This window comes from Flavobacterium cupriresistens (genome assembly GCF_020911925.1).
Taxonomy (GTDB): domain Bacteria; phylum Bacteroidota; class Bacteroidia; order Flavobacteriales; family Flavobacteriaceae; genus Flavobacterium; species Flavobacterium cupriresistens.
This window is the reverse complement of sequence record NZ_CP087134.1, coordinates 4,273,668-4,296,326: the sequence shown is the minus strand read 5'-3', so window position 1 is coordinate 4,296,326 and position 22,659 is coordinate 4,273,668. Positions and strand designations below refer to the sequence as shown.

General features: G+C 36.6%; 9 protein-coding genes. 6 read left to right on the top strand and 3 right to left on the bottom strand.

The window, feature by feature from the left end; genetic code table 11:
- Positions 1 to 316: 316 nt before the first annotated feature.
- Positions 317 to 1,066, bottom strand: a complete 750-nt coding sequence (locus tag LNP23_RS17650) for a hypothetical protein (protein ID WP_230002213.1) — start codon at positions 1,064 to 1,066, stop codon at positions 317 to 319.
- A gap of 246 nt (positions 1,067 to 1,312) precedes the next feature.
- Entirely contained in the window at positions 1,313 to 1,765 is a 453-nt protein-coding gene (locus LNP23_RS17645) for a DoxX family protein (RefSeq protein ID WP_230002212.1), read from the bottom strand.
- Between the two features lie 481 nt (positions 1,766 to 2,246).
- Between LNP23_RS17645 and LNP23_RS17640 the strand changes: the two genes are divergently transcribed.
- The 6 genes from LNP23_RS17640 (at position 2,247) to LNP23_RS17615 (ending at position 21,356) form a co-directional block, all read left to right on the top strand.
- Positions 2,247 to 5,165: a S8 family serine peptidase gene (locus LNP23_RS17640; RefSeq protein ID WP_230002211.1), complete on the top strand. Its 2,919-nt coding sequence runs from the start codon at positions 2,247 to 2,249 to the stop codon at positions 5,163 to 5,165.
- Positions 5,166 to 5,733: 568 nt separating this feature from the next.
- Positions 5,734 to 7,371, top strand: coding sequence for a tetratricopeptide repeat-containing sensor histidine kinase (locus LNP23_RS17635; protein ID WP_230002210.1), 1,638 nt, complete (start codon positions 5,734 to 5,736; stop codon positions 7,369 to 7,371).
- 47 nt (positions 7,372 to 7,418) lie between these two features.
- Complete coding sequence (locus LNP23_RS17630) at positions 7,419 to 8,039, top strand: response regulator transcription factor (RefSeq protein ID WP_230002209.1); 621 nt, start codon at positions 7,419 to 7,421, stop codon at positions 8,037 to 8,039.
- 183 nt (positions 8,040 to 8,222) lie between these two features.
- Complete coding sequence (locus LNP23_RS17625) at positions 8,223 to 18,431, top strand: tandem-95 repeat protein (RefSeq protein WP_230002208.1); 10,209 nt, start codon at positions 8,223 to 8,225, stop codon at positions 18,429 to 18,431.
- Between the two features lie 62 nt (positions 18,432 to 18,493).
- Positions 18,494 to 19,405, top strand: a complete 912-nt coding sequence (locus LNP23_RS17620) for a PorP/SprF family type IX secretion system membrane protein (protein ID WP_230002207.1) — start codon at positions 18,494 to 18,496, stop codon at positions 19,403 to 19,405.
- 10 nt (positions 19,406 to 19,415) lie between these two features.
- Positions 19,416 to 21,356, top strand: a complete 1,941-nt coding sequence (locus LNP23_RS17615) for an OmpA family protein (protein WP_230002206.1) — start codon at positions 19,416 to 19,418, stop codon at positions 21,354 to 21,356.
- Positions 21,357 to 21,641: 285 nt separating this feature from the next.
- Here the strand turns inward: LNP23_RS17615 and LNP23_RS17610 are convergent, their stop codons facing one another.
- Positions 21,642 to 22,391 (bottom strand): hypothetical protein, encoded by a 750-nt coding sequence (locus tag LNP23_RS17610; protein ID WP_230002205.1) that lies wholly within the window; start codon positions 22,389 to 22,391, stop codon positions 21,642 to 21,644.
- Between the last annotated feature and the right edge of the window lie 268 nt (positions 22,392 to 22,659).

Sequence of the window (22,659 nt, the reverse complement as noted above, 5' to 3'; positions counted from 1 at the left end):
TGAATATTTTTAATACTTCTTTGAAACTAAAGAGCTCTGATTTTTGCCAGCGTTTGATAAAAAAATAAAGGATTAGGAATAAAACACAGGACGACATAAGTGAAGCTATAGCAGCCTCCGGTGTAAAAATAAACCAGTTTAATTTCTGCCTTATTAAAAAACGGACTTGTATCGATTGTGCGTAAGAGAATAAAAAGACAAACAGTAGAAAATACCGGGCTTGTTTAAGTTGAGATAGCATGTTTTTCATTTTCTATAGACGATGTATCAATACAAAAATAGCATTTCTAATTTTGCAGCACTATTGACCTGAAGTTTATTTGGTTTTATTTTCCGGGAATGAAGCAATGATGGCACCGTTGTCATCAAAGAAGTCCAATTTGGCTTTGTTTTCTTTATCTACATAAAACATCGCTTTTGGTTTTCCTTTATCATCAAACAGAAACAGCCCGTTGTTTTGACTTCTGGATTTTCCGAGCATGATGCGTGTAGCGCCTCCTAACAAGCCTTGTTCTTCATACTCCTTTAGTTTTTTCTCCATTGCCTGTGGATCTTTTTTGCGTAATTCTGCCAGTTCTTGTGTTATTTCAAAGGTTTTCAACTGTGATTCTTTTGCCGGGCGATCGTTAAAAGCGAGAGTGCTGGATACGACTCTTTTGTCTCCCTTAATGTAATCTTGTGTAAGCAATTGCATGACCTGATCACCATCGTATTGGTCGTAGGTAAGTGACAAACCGGCTGAGTGCCCGTTTTCTTTTTTCTGACCGTCATAGATAAAACCGCCGCATTCAATACCTTCTTCATTAAAGAAAAGCATGCCTGAACGTTTTTTTCGCCCTTCATTAGTAGGCCTTTTGTTGATGATATCCTTTCCGTTTGGAAAACGGTCTACATTGGTAATAATCATTTTTACCGTGCCGTCTTTTTCTACGATATTGATCCGTTCTACATCAATTTCAGTAAATTTTGTATTGCTTTTTTCTTTGAAAGCGGAGCTTGTAAGGACAACCATTCCTAACGAGGTGGCGATAGCGAATGTTCTTAAAAAAACTAATTCTTTATTCATTGTTTTAGTGTTAAAGGGGTGAATTTATAAGACAAAACTATTTGAATAAGAACGGTCCGGCAAAGACAAAACAATAAGCTAAGGAAAAAAAAGGATGAATTAAGTATTTCAGGAAATGAGTTAAAATTGTATGAAAGAAAATCAGCAGAATCTGCGTGAAAAAATCTCTTAACCTAATGCCATTGAGCTAAAGCAGAAAGCCATTCAAATAGTAACAGATTAAAAAAAACTAACAACTTGAATTAGTTAGTTGATGATTGCCGACAGATAAACCCAAACAATAAAAAGGAGCTGTAATGGAATCCTAAAATACAAATAAGTCGTTCCGTTTCCGTCAAAAGTCCCTTTTTGATAATCGATCTGTTTAGTAGCGGCGTATATATTAGCCGGAAGTATAAGAATAAAAAACACAATGAGCAGCCAAGCGGTTATTATTCTGATTTGCGGAATTAAGAGCCCGATCGCAGCGGCAATTTCAATGAATCCGGTTAACCAGATAACGACCGTTTTATACGGAATAAAGTCCGATAACATCATGCTCATTCCCTTTGCAAATACAAAATGTGCTATAGCCGTGAACAGTAACATCACCGACATCGCAATTCGTGCCGCTAATGCAAAATTGTAATCTCCAGAAAGAAGAATAATAGAAACTAAGGAGATCAGAAAAACGCTTATTAGTATTAATAGTGGTTTCATGTCTTTTAAAATGAGGATATTAATGCTTCATTCAAAAATATAAAAAATAATTCAGCTTGTATGCTTTTTGGAAAGTAGAAGAGGGAGTAAATAAGATCCTTAGTTCTTTTTAAATGGCGGGTTAATGGATTTAAGTCGAATTGGTATCCGGTTGATTGTTGTTGGAGAGCTGAAAAGTCAATGTGTTTTAAATCAGGTATTTATACTCTTTTTTGGTTCGTTTTGTTTAACGAGTTTTGTTGTGTTTAATGAATAAATCCTACAAAAATTAGAGTTTTTGTAAATAAAGTTAAACAAGTTTATTTTTCGAATACCAACGGATTACAATAAAACTATTCTTTATTAACCCTTAACCAACTGGAATTATGAAAATCAAAACAAATGTATTTTCTGAATGCTCTGGGATTATGAGTGACAGAAGTCCGCCTTTTTCTTATGAAGAGTTTATGAGAACAAAACAACCCATTAAAACAAAAATCATATGAAAAAATTATACAAATATATGCTCTTTTGCGTATGTGGAATAACGTATTCCCAAACGCAGAATGATATTCAAAAGATTAGACAAAATTCAAATATAACAGAGCTGGAAGCGCTAAGTAAACAATACAAGAGTGAGTCAGACCGAAATAAGGACCGAGCTTTAAGTCTGGCCAAAACCAATGGCTGGAGTACCACATTTAAAAATAAAGACGGTACTGTGAGTGAATTGATGGGCGTTTCTGCAGATGGTAAACAACCTCTTTATTTTACACCTGAAAACGTAAATGCTGCCAAATCGACCCGTACAAACTTTCTGAATTCAGGCGGTGGTTTGGGGCTTAACTTAAATGGACAATCAATGACTGCTTATGTCTGGGACGGTGGAGCCACGCTTCCTACTCACAATGAGTTTGGAGGAAGGGTTTCTATTTCTGATGGTGTTACCACTATCATAACGACCAGTAATAACAGCCAACATGCGAACCATGTTACAGGTACTATTGTTGCAGCTGGTTTGGTAGCCGCTTCAAAGGGAATGGCCAATATGGCAACTGCAAGAACAAATGAATGGAATTCTGATTTAGCTGAGGCTACGACCGCAGCCTCAAACGGAATGTTGCTGTCCAATCATTCCTATGGATGGGGATTAAGAAATTCTGTAGGAACTGTTATAATGGCACCTTGGCGATTTGGAGCTTATGAAACTTTCGCAAGAGACTGGGACAATTTAATGTTTAATGCGCCTTACTATTTGATGATAAAAGCAGCCGGTAACGACGGTACTGACAATACCGCAAATCCGAGTCCGCTGGGAGGTAATCCGAGCTACGATAAATTAACAGGATATGCGACTGCGAAAAACAATCTGGTAATTGCTAATGCCAATGATGCTGTGATCAGTTCAACCGGAGCGCTAACCAGCGTAACGATTAATACTTCGAGCAGTCAGGGACCAACAGATGATTTAAGAATCAAACCGGATCTTACCGGAAATGGAACCTCTGTTTATTCTACCGCTACACTTACATCAGTAATTACGCCATTGACCAATACGAGTTATGGTAATGCAACGGGAACTTCTATGGCATCACCAAACGTTACCGGTACTTTGCTTTTATTACAGCAGCACTACAAAAATCTGAAAGGCAATTTTATGCGTGCGGCAACTTTAAAAGGATTGGCTTTGCATACTGCAGATGATGCCGGACCTACGGGCCCTGACGCTATATTTGGATGGGGTTTGTTAAATGCAAAATTTGCAGCCGAAACCATTACGAAAAACGGAACTTTAGCTATTATTCAGGAGCATACCTTACCAAACGGTGGTTCTTATAGTTTTCCGGTAACATCAGATGGAGTAAATCCGTTAATCGCTTCGATATCCTGGACAGATCCTGCCGGAACTGCTAATCCGGGAAGTATTGTAAATGTGGGTACAGCCCGACTTGTAAATGACCTCGACATACGAGTAACAAATACGGCAGGTACCGTTTTCCCTTACAGATTGTTGTCAGCCACAACAAACGGATTAGGAGATAATACCAGAGACCCTTTTGAAAGAATTGCTATTGTAGGCGCTGCAGGTGTCTATACGGTAAAAATTATGCACAAAGGAACGTTGGTGAACAGCAGTCAGAAATATTCTGTAATTGTTACCGGTATCACTTTGCCAATAGCTGATTTGTACATTAAAGACAGACCTTTTGATACAGGTTTAGAGCCAAATCCTGATTTAGGTCCAATGTGGATCAGTGATGACATTTGGGTAAGACAAAGTATAGATGCAGGACTGTCGCATCAGAACCCTGAGTTTAAATTGAGTTCTCCAAACGGAGTATACATCAGAGTTTATAATAAAGGAACAAGTCCAAGTTCTTCTGCAAAAGTAAGGCTCTATTTCGCAAAAGCGTCATCTGGATTGGTATGGCCTACTAATTTTGTAAACTTTAGTGTCGGAGCAGTAAAACACGGTGATGAGATTGGTGAAGTAAGTATCCCGTCAATACCGGTAGGAGGTAGCACGATAGTAATGGTGCCATGGTATCCGCCAAACCCGGCAGATTATACGTATGATCAGCATCATTTCTGCTTAATTGCCAGAATCGAATCTCCAAGAGACCCAATGCCTAATGAAGTCAATGGTGTTGTAATTACTCCAAATGCTAAAAACAATAACAATATTGCCTGGAAGAATCTGAGTGTTTATAATTTAAATACAACCGATTTTGTTCCGCCGACAGCAGTATTTATAAGAGGCGTGAAGTCTAAAACTATTAATATAAGATTTGTAGACAAAGGATTTAATGAAGAGCTTAAAAACAACTTCTTTGAATTAGGAGGAACAATCGTAGCAACACTGGATGACCGTCTTTTTGAAAGAGCGCAAGCAAACGGAAGCCTGAAAGGAGTTCAGATTATTGATAAAAACAAAATTCTGATTACTAACAGAGAAGGTGCAATTGCAAATTTACCGATTGACAATGAGGAAACTTTCGGAATAACATTTGACTTTAAAGTAGCGAAAGATTTCCCTCTGGATCAGCAGATCACACTAGACCTTATTCAGGAAGATGCTCTAAAAGGAGAACTGGAAGGCGGTGAACGTTTTGCCCTTGTAAGAGCTGAAAAACAGGCTAATACCAAAGGAAATGAAATTGCTCTTAAAGAAGCAGCCGAGTCTCAATTGTTTACAATTTATCCTAATCCGACAGACGGAGTGTTTAAAATCAGTATTAACAATGAGCAACAAGGAACTTTAAGAATAGTAAGTATTTACAACAGAGTTGTATTTAAAGAAAGAACCGCTAAACAGAGAGATTTTGATGTAAACATTGCGAATCAGGTTCCCGGGGTTTATTTAGTTCAGTTTATTTCAGATAACGGAACGGTAACCACCAGAAAAATAATTAAAAAATAAATTTTAAAATTTTAAAAATGATTGATAATGAATTGTTTAATTCGTTATTCTAATTAATTTTAATAACAAAAGACAGACTGTTTTACTCTTGGTAAGACAGTCTTTTTTGTTGTATATATGCAGGGTTTCATAAAAATAAAAACAAGTTTTTACAATTAATAGGATTATTTTTTGATTTTGGCTAGCAATATATGTACTCTTATTGTCTAATTTTGCCGTCGGAATAAATTAAGCTGTGAGAAAGAGCGCAATACATCTGTAAAGTATGATATTGTTTTCGAATTTCTTAACCCCTGTTAAATTATTTCAGAAAGGTTTTTACAATCTTTAAAAAGCCCTGTTTTATTTTATGAAAGCATATTGAAGTTTTTCTTCTGTGATAAAGACAATTCAGTTGCTTTTTTTTGAATGCAAATAGGATAAAAAACAGTTCGCAAGTAAATTTATAAATAACGATTCTGATTCACTACTTTTTATGTTTTTGAATAATACGGTTACTAATTTGATGAAATATGTAATTCTTTTTCTATGCTCTTTAAGCTTGCATTCACAAGGAATTAGTCCTCAAATGAAAGAGTTACAAGAAAAACTAAACTACTATGGTGGTCAGGGACAACTTGACAGTATTGGATTCTTAATCGAAAAACATTTAGCAAAAAATAACTTAAACACTTTCGAACTTCAATTTGGATTATTTGCTCAAGGAAACTATTATAAGCTAATTGGGAAGCACTCTGAAGCGATTCTTGCTTTAAAAAAAGCAATTTCCTTAAAAGGGAAAAGTAAAGAATCTAAAACGTTGCATTATAAAAGTTTGTATGTTTTGTCGGATATTTATTTCACTAGAAAAGAGTTTAAAAAAGCATTCCAATATGCCTATTTGTGTCGAAATAAATTTTCAGCGGCTAAGAATACAAACAGCTATATCATAACGCATTTGATAACAGGTTACTATTATTATTTAAATTATGAACACAAAAAGAGTTTACAGGAATTTTTACTGGCAGAAGAAGCGGCAAAAAAATATGATCCCTGTAATCTTGCGGAAGTTTATGTAAAAACGGCACGTATTTACAGCAGAGAAAAACAACTGGATAAGGCAAAGAAAACAATTGAAAAAAGTATCAATATAGCAGACAGTTGCGGCGCTTTGGAGAATAAAATTAATGCTCTGCGGACGCTGCGTGAAATTTTAGTGGAGCATGGAGAATTTGAAGGGGCTCATAAAACATTCGAGAAATTAGACCGCTTAGTAGGAGAGGAAGATGCTAAAAGAAGAAATATAAGAATAGATTCGTTTGAAATAGCCAATAAAACCAAGTTCAAAGAACAGCAAAATGCGAACTTGAAAAGGTTAAATAAAACGAAAGAGGAAAAATTAAAGCAGCAAAAGAATGCTCTTATTGCTTTAGTATCAGGAGTTGTTTTGTTAATTGTACTGCTTTATTTAGTTATTGTTTTGAAAAAAAGACAGGCTAAGACAAATGCAGCTTTACAAGTACAAAAGGAAGAGATCGAACTTAAAAATAAGGACTTAAAGCGGCTTAATCTTCTCCACCAAAAGATTTTCACTGTGATTTCACATGATTTTAAGGAGCCTATAACTACTTTAAGAATTCTGTTGAATAAAGATGAAATTGTCAGAAATGAGAACAAAATTGTGTCTTCTTACATAAAAGCGATAAGTCAGCAGTTAGAACAATCCGATGGGATGCTTACCAGTTTATTAGATTGGGCAAAAATGGAATTGGTAGCAACGGTTTCGCCTGACAATGAAATCAGGTTGTACGATCATATAACAATAGCCTGTAAGGAATTGTTAAAACAGGCAAAAGCTAAAAATATCAAAATCGAAAATGATATTTCAAAAGATACCGTTATCGTTTTTAATCCAATGGTTTTAAGTATAGTATTGCGCAATATTATTAATAATGCAATTAAGTTTAGCTATGAAGATAGTACGATTTGTATTGAATATGCGGACAATGAAATTACTGTAAAGGATTCAGGTAAAGGTATCGAACAGAAAAAATTACAAAAATTATTCAAGCAAAACATTAATCCGGGAATAGGAACAAATTTAGAATCCGGATTTGGAATCGGACTGTATTTATGTCAGGAATTAATGCTGAAAAATAAAGGTACTCTGGATGTTTTAAATAATGAATCAGATGGATGTACTTTTATAATTGTTTTACCTAAATAGGGAAAACCACTATTTACTTAACAAAAAATATATTGCTAATTTGTAGCATGGTACATATTGCTTTTTTTGAAGATCATCCTATTGTATGTGACGGTCTTAACAGTTTTTTCTCTAATCAAAAAGGTTTGGAGGTTCATTTTTATGCCAAAGATAAAGAGGAACTTTATGCTAAAATATTAGAAAATAATATATTAGATCTAATTATTGTAGATTTAATCGCAAACGATGTGCAAGGGTTGGAAGTCTACGAATACCTTGCTAAACATCACCCATCTTTAAAAGTTATCGCATTTACCTCCCTTTCCAGTCCAATTTTAGTTGAAAACCTACTGAATATAGGCGTTAAGGGATATGTAAATAAAAATCAGGATCCAGAAGCTCTTTTAGAAGCAATACAATTGGTTTCTGACGGAGGGGTTTATCTGCCGGAAGATTACTCTTTTTTATCCAAGCAGAATAGGCCGAATACGACCATGACTCTTACCGCAAAAGAGCTTATTATCATGCAACTTATTATCCGCGAATTTACTACAGCAGATATAGCAAAAGAATTAAAACTTTCGGTAAATACGATCGAAAATCACAGAAAAAACATCTTCAATAAACTCGATGTAAGCAATGTTGCCGGCATGGTTAGAGAAGCTTCAAAGCTGGGGCACATTAACTAAAGCGCTACATCATCCTTTTATTTTTTTACTGCAATTTTTAGGGCTATACAAATCGTCCTAAGGGCTGCCTTTTACAAGAATTTTAATAATTATTATATGGGGAACTTTACTTATTTTAAATTTTTTAGGTTAAATAGGCGCGACCGGGATAGATTTCTGGTCTGCTTCTTTTTTCTGTCTCTGTTGAGCAGTACAGGATACGCACAAGTTCAGACCACGCATACTGCCGGTCCAAATGATGCCACAATATTAAGCACATTAGACGGTAGCGGAGTAGTACTGAGTAGTCCTACATTAGTAAAAGGTGACCGAGCCAAACAGATCGCAATTTTTTCCGGTGGTATACCAGCTGGTCTGGGAATTAGCAATGGACTTTTGTTTTCTACAGGATTTGCGAATACGGATCTAGGTACAAAAAATACAGTATTACATGTCGATAACGTGCCAAGTGGCGGATCGACTATTGATTCGGATTTGAATTCGTTAAACAGTACGGCAAATTATGATGCTGTTGTATATACTTTTAAAGTGACTTTAGACGCAAAGATGACAGCAATACGCATCTTCTTTCAGTTTGGTTCAGAAGAGTATCCTAATTTCGTAGGAAGTAAATATAATGATGTTTTTGGGTTCTTTATTTCCGGACCGGGAGTTGTTGGTACACAAAACATAGCAAGGCTTCCCTCCAGTAATAGGGAAATTTCTGTGAATTCAGTCAATGGTGGAAACCTTGGATTTAATAAAGACTCTGCTGGGACACCAACTACAGATTTGACTCAGACTGCATTTTATATAAACAACGGTCATAGTATTGGTGGAGTCGAAAATAATGGAGTTGGAGCAAGATCTGCATTTGTGGAGTACAACGGACTGACAAAAATGATGTCTTATGATCTTACAGGGCTTACTCCGGGAGCAACTTACAATTTTAAAATTGCAATTGCAGATGTTGGAGATGCGTCTTACGATTCAGGTGTTTTTGTAGATGTAATTACAGCAAGTTATGGAGCTGATCTGTCGGTAAAAAAAGAATTGGTTGGAGTTGCTAAAAAAGTTGGTGATGTGGCGACTTTTGCCATTACGGCAAATAATGCGGGCCCATACGGAGCAACAGGAGTAAAAGTAAATGATTTGCTACCTTCCGGATATACTTTTGTAAGTGCGGTACCATCGGTAGGAACTTATGATGCCGTAACGGGAGTTTGGAATATAGGTTCTCTTGCCAATAGGGCCAATGCTACTTTAACTGTAAAAGGTATTCTTAAGACAACAGGAGATTATAATAATGTTGCGAGAATTACAGGAATTGAAGATGATCCGGATCCTTTGAATAATGAAGGCTCAAAAAATCCTGTAAAAGGGCCGGTTGCCGTAAACGATTCAAAAACGACTAATGAAGATACCGTAGTTACGATTGACGTAACGACAAACGATACCGATGTAGACGGAAGTATTGATGTGGCGACAGTAGATTTAGATCCCGCAACAGCAGGAAAACAAACAACTTTTACTGTTACTGGACAAGGGACTTATACGGTTGATGCTTTAGGTGTTGTAACTTTTACTCCCATAGCTAATTTTAACGGAACAGCAACTCCGGTAAATTATACTGTAAATGATAACGATGGTTTTACTTCTAATACCGGTCAAATCGATATTAGCATTACAGCTGTAAATGATGCTCCGGTTGCCGTAAACGATTCAAAAACTACCAATGAAGATACTGCAATTACAATTGACGTAACCACAAATGACACTGATGTTGACGGTACGATTGATATAGCAACAGTAGATTTAGATTTATCAGTGCGTGGTATCCAAACTACTTTCACTGTTACAGGAGAAGGAACATACAGTGTTGATGTTTTAGGAGTGGTAACTTTCACTCCGGTTGCGAACTATAACGGAACAGCCACTCCGGTAAATTATACGGTAAACGATAATTCAGGATTGAGTTCCAATATAGGAACGATCAACATTACGGTAACGTCTGTAAATGATGCTCCGGTTGCCGTAAACGATTCAAAAACTACCAATGAAGATACTGTAGTTACAATTGATATAACCACAAACGATACTGATATTGATGGAACTATTGATGTGACAACAGTAGATTTAGACCCTGCCACCACAGGAAAACAAACGACTTTTACCGTTACAGGAGAAGGAACATACAGTGTTGATGCTTTAGGAGTAGTAACTTTTACTCCGGTTGCGAACTATAACGGAACCGCCACTCCGGTAAATTATACGGTAAACGATAATTCAGGTACCGTTTCAAATACAGGAACGATCAACATTACGGTAACGTCCGTAAACGATGCTCCGGTTGCTGCAAACGATTCTAAAGCTACCAATGAAGATATCGCAGTTACAATTGATGTAACCACAAATGATACTGATGTTGATGGAACTATTGATGTGGCAACAGTAGATTTAGATCCTGCCACCACAGGAAAACAAACGACTTTTACTGTTACAGGAGAAGGAACATACAGTGTTGATACTTCAGGAGTGGTAACTTTTACTCCAGCAGCCAACTACAACGGAACAGCCACTCCGGTAAATTATACGGTAAACGATAATTCAGGTACCGTTTCAAATACAGGAACGATCAACATTACGGTAACGTCCGTAAACGATGCTCCGGTTGCTGCAAACGATTCAAAAACCACCAATGAGGATACAGTAGTTACAATTGATGTAAGTACAAATGATACTGATATTGATGGAACTATCGATGTGGCAACAGTAGATTTAGACCCTGCCACCGCAGGAAAACAAACGACTTTTACCGTTACAGGTGAAGGAACGTATAGTGTTGATACTTTTGGAGTAGTAAATTTTACTCCAGTATCAAATTTCAACGGAACTGCAACTCCGGTAAATTATACGGTAAACGATAATTCAGGATTGAGTTCTAATACAGGAACGATTAACATTACGGTAATAGCTGTAAATGATGCTCCCGTTGCTATGGACGATTCAAAAACAACCAATGAGGACACTGTAGTTACAATTGATATAACCACAAACGATACGGATGTTGACGGAAGTATTGATGTGGCTACTGTAGATTTAGACCCTGCAACAGTAGGAAAACAAACAACTTTCACTGTTATAGGAGAAGGAACATACAGCGTTGATGCTTTTGGAGTGGTAACTTTTACTCCGGTTGCAAACTATAACGGATCGGCTACTCCGGTAAATTATACGGTAAACGATAACTCAGGAACCGTTTCAAACACAGGAACAATCAATATTACGATAACATCTGTAAACGATGCCCCGCTAGCTGTAAACGATTCTAAAACGATTAATGAAGATACGACGGTTACAATTGATGTAACCACAAACGACACGGATGTTGATGGAAGTATTGATGTTGCAACAGTAGATTTTGACCCTGCCACCGCAGGAAAACAAACGACTTTTACTGTTACAGGTGAAGGAACTTATAGTGTTGATGCTTTTGGAGTGGTAACTTTCACTCCGGTTGCGAACTATAACGGAACAGCCACTCCGGTAAATTATACGGTAAATGATAATTCAGGATTGAGTTCCAATATAGGAACGATCAACATTACGGTAACAGCTGTAAATGACGCTCCCGTTGCTGTAAACGATTCAAAAACAACCAATGAAGATACTGCAGTTACAATTGATGTAACCACAAATGATACTGATGTTGATGGAACTATTGATGTGGCAACAGTAGATTTAGACCCTGTAATAGCAGGAATCCAAACGACTTTTACTGTTACAGGTGAAGGAACTTATAGTGTTGATGCTTTTGGAGTAGTAACTTTTACTCCGGTATTAAATTTCAGCGGAACAGCTACTGCAGTAAATTATACAGTAAACGATAATTCGGCTACAGTTTCTAATGTTGCTCAAATCAACATTACGGTAACGTCTGTAAACGATGCTCCGGTTGCTGTAAATGATTCTAAAACAACAGATGAAGATATCGCAGTTACAATTGACGTAACCACAAACGATACTGATATTGATGGAAGTATTGATGTGGCAACAGTAGATTTAGACCCTGCCACCGCAGGAAAACAAACGACTTTTACTGTTATAGGAGAAGGAACATACAGGGTTGATGCTTTTGGAGTTGTAACTTTTACTCCGGTTGCGAACTATAATGGAACCGCAACTTCAGTAAATTATACGGTAAACGATAATTCAGGATTGAGTTCCAATATAGGAACGATCAACATTACGGTAACGTCTGTAAATGACGCTCCGGTAGCAGTCAATGATTCAAAAACTACCAATGAGGATACAGTAATCACAGTTGATGTAACTACAAACGATACTGATGTTGACGGAAGTATTGATGTAGCAACAGTAGATTTAGATCCTGCAACAGCAGGAAAACAAACAACTTTTACTGTTATAGGAGAAGGAACATACAGCGTTGATGCTTTTGGAGTGGTAACTTTTACTCCGGTTGCGAACTATAACGGAACTACAACTGCAGTAAATTATACGGTAAACGATAATTCAGGATTGAGTTCCAATATAGGAACGATCAACATTACGGTAACAGCTGTAAATGACGCTCCGGTTGCTGTAAATGATTTTAAAACAACAGATGAAGATATCGCAGTTACAATTCATGTAACCACAAACGATACCGATATTGATGGAACTATTGATGTCGCTAGTGTAGATTTAGATCCCGCAATTGCAGGAAAACAAACAACTTTCACTGTTACAGGTGAAGGAACTTATAGTGTTGATGCTTTTGGAGTTGTAACTTTTACTCCGGTTGCGAACTATAATGGAACCGCAACTTCAGTAAATTATACGGTAAACGATAATTCAGGATTGAGTTCCAATATAGGAACGATCAACATTACGGTAACGTCTGTAAATGACGCTCCGGTAGCAGTCAATGATTCAAAAACTACCAATGAGGATACAGTAATCACAGTTGATGTAACTACAAACGATACTGATGTTGACGGAAGTATTGATGTAGCAACAGTAGATTTAGATCCTGCAACAGCAGGAAAACAAACAACTTTTACTGTTATAGGAGAAGGAACATACAGCGTTGATGCTTTTGGAGTGGTAACTTTTACTCCGGTTGCGAACTATAACGGAACTACAACTGCAGTAAATTATACGGTAAACGATAATTCAGGATTGAGTTCCAATATAGGAACGATCAACATTACGGTAACAGCTGTAAATGACGCTCCGGTTGCTGTAAATGATTTTAAAACAACAGATGAAGATATCGCAGTTACAATTCATGTAACCACAAACGATACCGATATTGATGGAACTATTGATGTCGCTAGTGTAGATTTAGATCCCGCAATTGCAGGAAAACAAACAACTTTCACTGTTACAGGAGAAGGAACTTATAGTGTTGATGCTTTTGGAGTAGTAACTTTTACTCCGGTATTAAATTTCAGCGGAACAGCTACTGCAGTAAATTATACAGTAAACGATAATTCGGCTACAGTTTCTAATGTTGCTCAAATCAACATTACGGTAACGTCTGTAAACGATGCTCCGGTTGCTGTAAATGATTCTAAAACAACAGATGAAGATATCGCAGTTACAATTGACGTAACCACAAACGATACTGATATTGATGGAAGTATTGATGTGGCAACAGTAGATTTAGACCCTGCCACCGCAGGAAAACAAACGACTTTTACTGTTATAGGAGAAGGAACATACAGGGTTGATGCTTTTGGAGTTGTAACTTTTACTCCGGTTGCGAACTATAATGGAACCGCAACTTCAGTAAATTATACGGTAAACGATAATTCAGGATTGAGTTCCAATATAGGAACGATCAACATTACGGTAACGTCTGTAAATGACGCTCCGGTAGCAGTCAATGATTCAAAAACTACCAATGAGGATACAGTAATCACAGTTGATGTAACTACAAACGATACTGATGTTGACGGAAGTATTGATGTAGCAACAGTAGATTTAGATCCTGCAACAGCAGGAAAACAAACAACTTTTACTGTTATAGGAGAAGGAACATACAGCGTTGATGCTTTTGGAGTGGTAACTTTTACTCCGGTTGCGAACTATAACGGAACTACAACTGCAGTAAATTATACGGTAAACGATAATTCAGGATTGAGTTCCAATATAGGAACGATCAACATTACGGTAACAGCTGTAAATGACGCTCCGGTTGCTGTAAATGATTTTAAAACAACAGATGAAGATATCGCAGTTACAATTCATGTAACCACAAACGATACCGATATTGATGGAACTATTGATGTCGCTAGTGTAGATTTAGATCCCGCAATTGCAGGAAAACAAACAACTTTCACTGTTACAGGAGAAGGAACGTATAGTGTTGATACTTTTGGAGTAGTAACTTTTACTCCGGTATTAAATTTCAATGGAATAGCTACTGCGGTAAACTACACCGTAAACGATAACGATGGTTTTACTTCTAATACCGGTCAAATCGATATTAGCATCACAGCTGTAAATGATGCTCCGGTTGCCGTTAACGATTCAAAAACGACCAATGAGGATACAGTAGTTACAATTGATGTAACCACAAACGATAGTGATCTTGACGGAACTATTGATGTAGCAACAGTAGATTTAGACCCTGCAACAGTAGGAAAACAAACAACTTTCACTGTTATAGGAGAAGGAACGTATAGTGTTGATGCTTTTGGAGTTGTAACTTTTACTCCGGTATTAAATTTCAACGGAACAGCTACTGCAGTAAATTATACGGTAAACGATAATTCGGGTACAGTTTCTAATGTTGCTCAAATCAACATTACGGTAACGTCTGTAAATGACGCTCCGGTTGCTGTGAATGATTCAAAAACTACCAATGAGGATACAGTAGTTACAATTGATGTAACCACAAATGATACTGATATTGATGGAACTATCGATGTGGCGACAGTAGATTTAGATCCAGCAACAGCAGGAAAACAAACGACTTTTATCGTTACAGGAGAAGGAACGTATAATGTTGATGCTTTAGGAGTAGTAACTTTTACTCCAGCAGCCAACTACAACGGAACAGCCACTCCGGTAAATTATACGGTAAACGATAATTCAGGAACAGTTTCTAATGTTGCTCAAATCAACATTACCGTAACGTCTATAAATGACGCTCCGGTAGCTGTAAACGATTCAAAAACCACCAATGAAGATACGACAGTTACAATTGATATAACCATAAACGATACTGATGTTGACGGAAGTATTGATGTTGCAACAGTAGATTTAGACCCCGCAACAGCAGGAAAACAAACGACTTTCACTGTTACAGGAGAAGGAATGTATAGTGTTGATGCTTTAGGAATTGTAACTTTTACTCCGGTTGCGAACTATAACGGAACAGCTACTCCAGTAAATTATACGGTAAACGATAATTCAGGTACCGTTTCAAATACAGGAACGATCAACATTACGGTAACAGCTGTAAATGACGCTCCGGTTGCTGTAAACGATTCTAAAACGACTAATGAAGATACGACGGTTACAATTGATGTAACCACAAACGATACTGATGTTGATGGAAGTATTGATGTAACGACAGTAGATTTAGATCCTGCAACAGCAGGAAAACAAACAACTTTCATTGTTACAGGAGAAGGAACATACAGTGTTGATGCTTTAGGGGTAGTAACTTTCACTCCGGTTGCCAACTATAACGGATCGGCTACTCCGGTAAATTATACGGTAAATGATAACTCAGGAACCGTTTCAAACACAGGAACAATTAATATTACGATAACATCTGTAAACGATGCCCCGCTAGCTGTAAACGATTCAAAAACTACCAATGAAGATACTGTAGTTACAATTGATGTAACCACAAACGACACGGATGTTGATGGAAGTATTGATGTGGCGACAGTGGATTTAGATCCCGCAACAGCAGGAAAACAAACTACTTTCACTATTACAGGAGAAGGAACATATAGTGTTGATGCTTTAGGAGTGGTAACTTTTACTCCGGTTGCGAACTATAACGGAACCGCAACTCCGGTAAATTATACAGTAAACGATAATTCAGGAACCGTTTCTAATGTTGCTCAAATCACCATTACGGTAATAGCTGTAAATGACGCTCCGGTTGCTGTGAACGATTCAAAAACAACCAATGAGGATACAGTAGTTACAATTGATGTAAGTACAAATGATACTGATGTTGACGGAACTATCGATGTCGCTAGCGTAGATTTAGACCCTGCCACAGCAGGAAAACAAACAACTTTCACTGTTACAGGAGAAGGAACGTATATTGTTGATGCTTTAGGAGTGGTAACTTTTACTCCAGTTGCGAACTATAACGGAACCGCAACTCCAGTAAATTATACGGTAAACGATAATTCTGGAACCGTTTCTAATGTTGCTCAAATCAACATTAGCGTAACAGCTGTAAATAATACACCGGTTGCCTTTGATGATAATACGAATAGTGTTATCCCATCAATTGCAGGAGCAACAACTATTAAGGCCTTAACAGGTAAAGATGATGATGGTACAATAATTAGTTATACTATTTTAAGTTTACCATTAAATGGAACTTTGGCATTGTCTGGAAAATCCGTTACGGTAAATCAAGTTTTAACGCCTGCTGAGGCTGTTTTGTTAACATATGATCCAAGCGGTGCATTCTACGGCGACGATACGTTTACTTTTACAGTAACAGATGACAATGGCGCTATTGATCAAAGTGCTGCAACAATTACGCTGATAGTTGCTAAAAATCAGATTACTGCAAATCCGGATTCAGTTGGACCAATAGTTGGAATTAATCAGAAGGTGACGGTTGTAAATGTTTTGACTAATGACACATTCAATGGTGGTCCTGTAGTGGTTGGAAATAATCCTGGAGAAGTAAAATTGACTCCGGTAGGACCAGTACCACCAGGATTAACATTACACCCTGACGGAACAGTAACTATAGCACCTAATACACCAGCGGGAGATTATAACTTGACCTATCAAATTTGTGAAAGTATAAGTCAAGTAAATTGTAGTAGCGCGACTGTTACTATAAAGGTAGTTGCACCTGCAATGACCATAAGAGCCAGTAGTTATTGCTCTAATAATATGCCTTATGTTACATACAATGTATCAGCCGATAATTTTACCCCAACAGATTTGTTGACAATTAATTGGGTAGATAGCGCAGGTAATGTAGTAGCGGTACAAAATAATTTACCTCTTAGCGGAAATGTTTTATGGCCGGGTGCAATTGTTGATTCTAACGGAAAAGGTGTAGACTGGCCGGGATGGGTTTATACAAATGGACAATGGGCGGAAGGCAATGATGGTTTTGAATTAACAAAACCAGCTGTGACGATGGTGTTTTCATTAAACCATACGCAGTCTGTAGATGTAAATTATCCAACAGAAATATCGGGATGTAAAGCAAAACCGGGATTAGTTATTGTGGCCAATGACGATCTTAATCTTACTGCCGACGGAATCAATGGTTCATTGCAGGTTGTAAATGTTTTACACAACGATAAATTTAACGGAATTACAATTAACCCTTCACAGGTTATTTTAAAAGGATTGACCGTTCCAACAGGAATTACATTAAATGATGATGGTACCGTAGATGTATCTCCAAATATAGCAGGAGGTTACTATACGTTAATCTATCAAATTTGTGAAGATGGAAATAGCTCTAATTGTGTAACAGCCAAGGCTACTATTTTTGTTGAAGTACCCGCAATTGCAATCATTAAAACAGCAGTATTTAATGATGAAAATGGAAATGGGTATGCCAACGCAGGAGAAACGATCACGTATTATTTTAAAATTACCAATACTGGAAATACAGCGTTGACAAATGTTACGGTTTCAGATCCTTTGCCAAATATTTTAATGACAGGGACGCCAATATCTTTACAACCGGATGAAGTCAATGATACAGCCTACAAAGGTTCTTATGTAATCACGCAATCGGATATTAATTCAAAGCGTATAAGCAATCAGGCAACAGTATCCGGAACAAGTCCAATTGGTGTTAGCGTTGACGACAAATCAGATGATAGCACTAACGCGGGAGATAAGGCAACAATTTTAGAAATTGAAGGCTGTGTTATTGAAATATTCAATGCGGTTTCGGCCAATGGAGATAGTAAGAATGAACGTTTTTATATTCAAGGTTTAGAATGTTATCCTGATAACAGAGTTGAAATTTACAACCGTTGGGGAGTTTTGGTTTTCGAGCGCGATCAGTATAACAATGAAGAACGTGCTTTTAGAGGAATCTCTGAAGGACGTGTAACTGTTAAAGAATCTGGTGGATTGCCGACAGGAACGTATTATTATATTCTAAAATATAAAGACAACGATTCTAATGCACATCAGAAAGCAGGTTATTTATACCTTAATAAATAATAGTTAAAACAAATTGAAATGGCTTAGCAAAACCGGCTAAGCCATTCTTAAAAGTTAAATAAATGAGGAAATTAGTTTTAGTTTTTATGTTTTTTTCGATTGCAGGTTTTGCACAGCAAGATGCGCAGTTTACACAATATATGTACAATACAATCAATATAAATCCGGCCTATGCCGGTTCGAGGGGAGCAATGAGTGTTTTCGGACTGTATCGCACACAATGGGTTGGGTTAGACGGTGCTCCCGAAACTAGTAGTTTTTCATTAAATACACCTTTACCAAACAGTAATCTTGGAATAGGTATTTCCCTTATAAATGATAAAATCGGGCCAACGAACGAGAATACTTTATCAGCAGATTTGTCCTATACCATTCCGACTTCGGCAGATTTTAAACTCTCTTTCGGTATAAAAGCTACTGCGAATTTGTTTAACCTTGATCTCAATAAATTGAAAGCCGAAGATCAGGGAGACCCGCAATTTCAGAATTTAGACAGTAAGTTTTCACCTAACGTTGGAGCAGGAGTATATTGGCATTCAGACAAAGCTTATGTTGGTTTGTCAGTGCCGAATTTCATTGAAACAAATCGGTATAATACCAGTGATATGGCCATCTTTAAAAAGAAGATAAATTATTATTTCATGGCAGGTTATGTCTTTAATTTAGACCACTACGAATATATCAAATTCAAACCCGCATTGTTAACCAAAGTAGTTGAAGGATCTCCTTTACAAGTTGATCTTTCTGCAAATTTCCTGTTTAATGATAAGGTTACCGTTGGAGTAGCCTATCGATGGAGCGCTGCATTAAGTGCCATGGTTGGATTTCAGGTGTCAGAAGGATTGTATTTAGGCTATGGATACGATCGTGAGACAACTGATTTAACAAATTTTAATTCAGGATCGCATGAAATATTTTTGCGCTTTGAATTTTTAAATAAATATGGCAGAATAACTTCACCTAGATTCTTCTAATCCCTGAACTATGAAAATTAAAAATATACTTTATACCGGTTTTATTGTACTGTTTGCAGTAAATGGAACGGCACAAAAAGCAAGTCTGAGAAAAGCAGATAAAAATTATACGGAATATGCCTATATCGATGCAATTACAATTTACGAAGAAGTAGCGGCTAAAGGGTATAAAGACGAGCAAATGTTTCAAAGGCTCGGAAATGCGTATTATTTTAACGGCGAGTTAAGTAAAGCGACAAAATGGTATGAGGCTCTTTTTGCTGTGAATGATCAGCAGGATCCCGAATATTATTACCGATATGCACAAACTTTGAAAGCAACCGAAAATTACACTAAAGCAGATCAAATGCTGGAAATTTTCAATCAAAAAAAGAATATTGATAAAAGAGCCATGTTGTTTGAAAGCAACAAAAATTATCTGGAGCAAATTAAGCTTAATTCAGGACGATTTGAAATTGCAGATGCAGGTATTAATTCAACTTCATCAGATTACGGAAGTGCCTTTTTAAACGACAAACTGGTATTCGCTTCCGCAAGAGATACAGGGGTTGTTGCCAGAAAAAGATTTAAATGGACCAACAGAGCATTTACTAATTTGTATACGGCAACATTAAATTCTGACGGAACATTGGGAGAACCGGAGCGATTTACAAAAAAGATCAATTCGAAGTTTAATGAATCAACTCCTGTTTTTTCAAAAGATGGTACAACCATGTATTTTACCAGAAATAACTTTTTGAAAGGTAAAAGAGGAAGGGATGATAAAAAGAACACCCTGCTAAAATTATACAAAGCAAATTTGGTTAAGGAGGAATGGACTAATCTTACCGAATTGCCATTCAACAGCGATCAATACAGTGTAGCGCATCCGGCTTTGAGTGTTGACGAAAAGACACTGTATTTTGCATCTGATATGCCTGGAACGTTAGGACAGTCTGATTTGTATAGTGTAACAATTAATGCGGATGGAACTTTTGGTCTGCCACAAAATCTGGGTGCATCGGTAAATACAGAAGGTAGAGAGACTTTTCCATTTGTTTCGGGGGACAATGAGTTGTATTTTTCAAGTGACGGAAGACCAGGTTTAGGAGGTTTAGATGTATTTGTATCTAAAATTAATGCCGACAAAACTTTTGGTGAAGTGCTAAATATTGGAGCACCGGTTAATACAAGTCAGGACGATTTTGATTTTGTAATGAACAACGAAAGCCGGATAGGTTTTTTCTCTTCCAACAGAGAAGGCGGAAAAGGTTATGATGATATTTACCGATTTACAGAAACTAAAAAGTTAATTAGAAAACAATCTTTAGGAGGAGTTGTAACGGATTCGGAAGACAATAAAGGACTTGAAAATGTTAAAGTTAATTTGCTGGATGATAATTTTCAGGTAATGGGAGAAGCATTGACAGGAGTAGGTGGGACTTATACTTTTGAGGTAGATGCTGATAAAGTGTATTATATAAGAGCAACAAAAGAAGCGTATGAAACGAAAGAGATTCCAGTTTCAGTTGACAAATCCACCGGAAAAATAAATGCAGCGGTACCTTTGTTTAGAAGAATTAAGTCAATTGAAAAAGGAACGGATCTAGCGAAAACTCTTGATATTCCGATTATTTATTTTGATCTTGATAAATCAGTTATTACAAAAGCAGCAGCCTTTGAACTTGAAAAAGTGGTAGCTGTAATGCGTAAATATCCGGAGATGAAAATTGATGTTCGTTCGCACACTGACAGCAGACAAATGGCAAGATACAATAGAACATTATCAGATAAAAGAGCAAAAGCTACTATAAAATGGCTTGCCCAAAATGGAATTGACTCAAAAAGACTTAGCGGAAAAGGATATGGTGAATCACAACTGGTAAATCAATGTTCTGATGGTATCGTTTGTACAGAGGCAGAACATCAGCTAAACAGAAGAAGCGAGTTTATTATTGTTTCAATGGAATAGTAGTATTGATAATCCTTTTTTTAAAGTATTAAAACAGGGAGACGCTTTTAAACTAATATAAGTTGCTTAAAAGCAAATGCTTGAAATGTTTGTTGATAGAAGATCGGTTTTAAAACAGAAAAACAGGCTGTTTCACTCCTTGTGAAAATAGCCTGTTTTTTTTATCTGGGAAAAGGTGTTTAATTTTGTTTTTTTGTCGAACATTGTCAATTTCGAGACACGAAAAATCAGGCCCAATTAGATACGGATTGCTTGTTTAATAGGGCATTTAGACGATGAAAAAAGTCAATTAAACACACTTTTCAACCAATTTTTTAATTCATTATATCCTTTGTATACATAATGTTCCCCGTCTGGCCATAAAGTTTGCCCTTTAGTAATCCAGGATAAACCAAAAGCTTCGAGTATTATAGTTTCAAAAATCAAAACAACCGGAATATTCTTTAAAAATAGAGGTTTCCAGATGTAATAGGTAACGAGAAGTACAACACTGACGACCATTACCCAACCACAAATTTTATAGATGATATTACGGTTCTTTTTCTGAGTGTTGAGCTGCTGTTTGTCTGATTTTGGAAAGTATACTAATGTCATTATAGACATTGAAATAAAGAGTAAAGTGGCAAATATAGAATGCCACTCAACCCCAAATACATTGGGAACAATTTTATTCTCAACATGTATGGTAGATGAAATCACCTGAGAAATAGCTGTCGGACAAAATGCAATGCCAAGACTACTAATAGAAGCTAATGTGGTTATCTTTTTTTCTGTTTTGTTATAACCGTTATAAGTAAATAAAAATACGCCAATTACACTCATTGTTACGACCAGTATATCTCCGCTATTAGTATAGTAATAAACACTGAGAGATTTTTCTACAAATAGCTTGGCAGTATGATCTGTTTTGGAAGTAAGTACTAAAATGAAAGGCAAGAGCATTCCTGAAAAGCCAATTAAATTTCGGAGTTTTAGATAAGAAATTATCAGATTATTTTTTGTTTCTGCCAGTTTGTTAAATCTTTCACTCTCCATTTTTTATAAAGTATTATTTGCAGAAGTTTTACTTATTTGTAAGACGTTTGAAGCATTAGTCTGTGCCTTTTAATCAAATGTAGTAAATTGAAGCAGGAAGAACCTATTTTCGTAAAAACCGATTTACTTCTGTAAAAATGTTTTAAGGATGTGCGCAAATAAAAAGGAGGGTGTTTTTTTATTTTTAACCCTTATGTACGCAATGGTTGCAAGAGAAAATAAAGAAAGGGTTTGCCTCATTAGTTCTGAGGCAGTCCCTTTTGTTGTT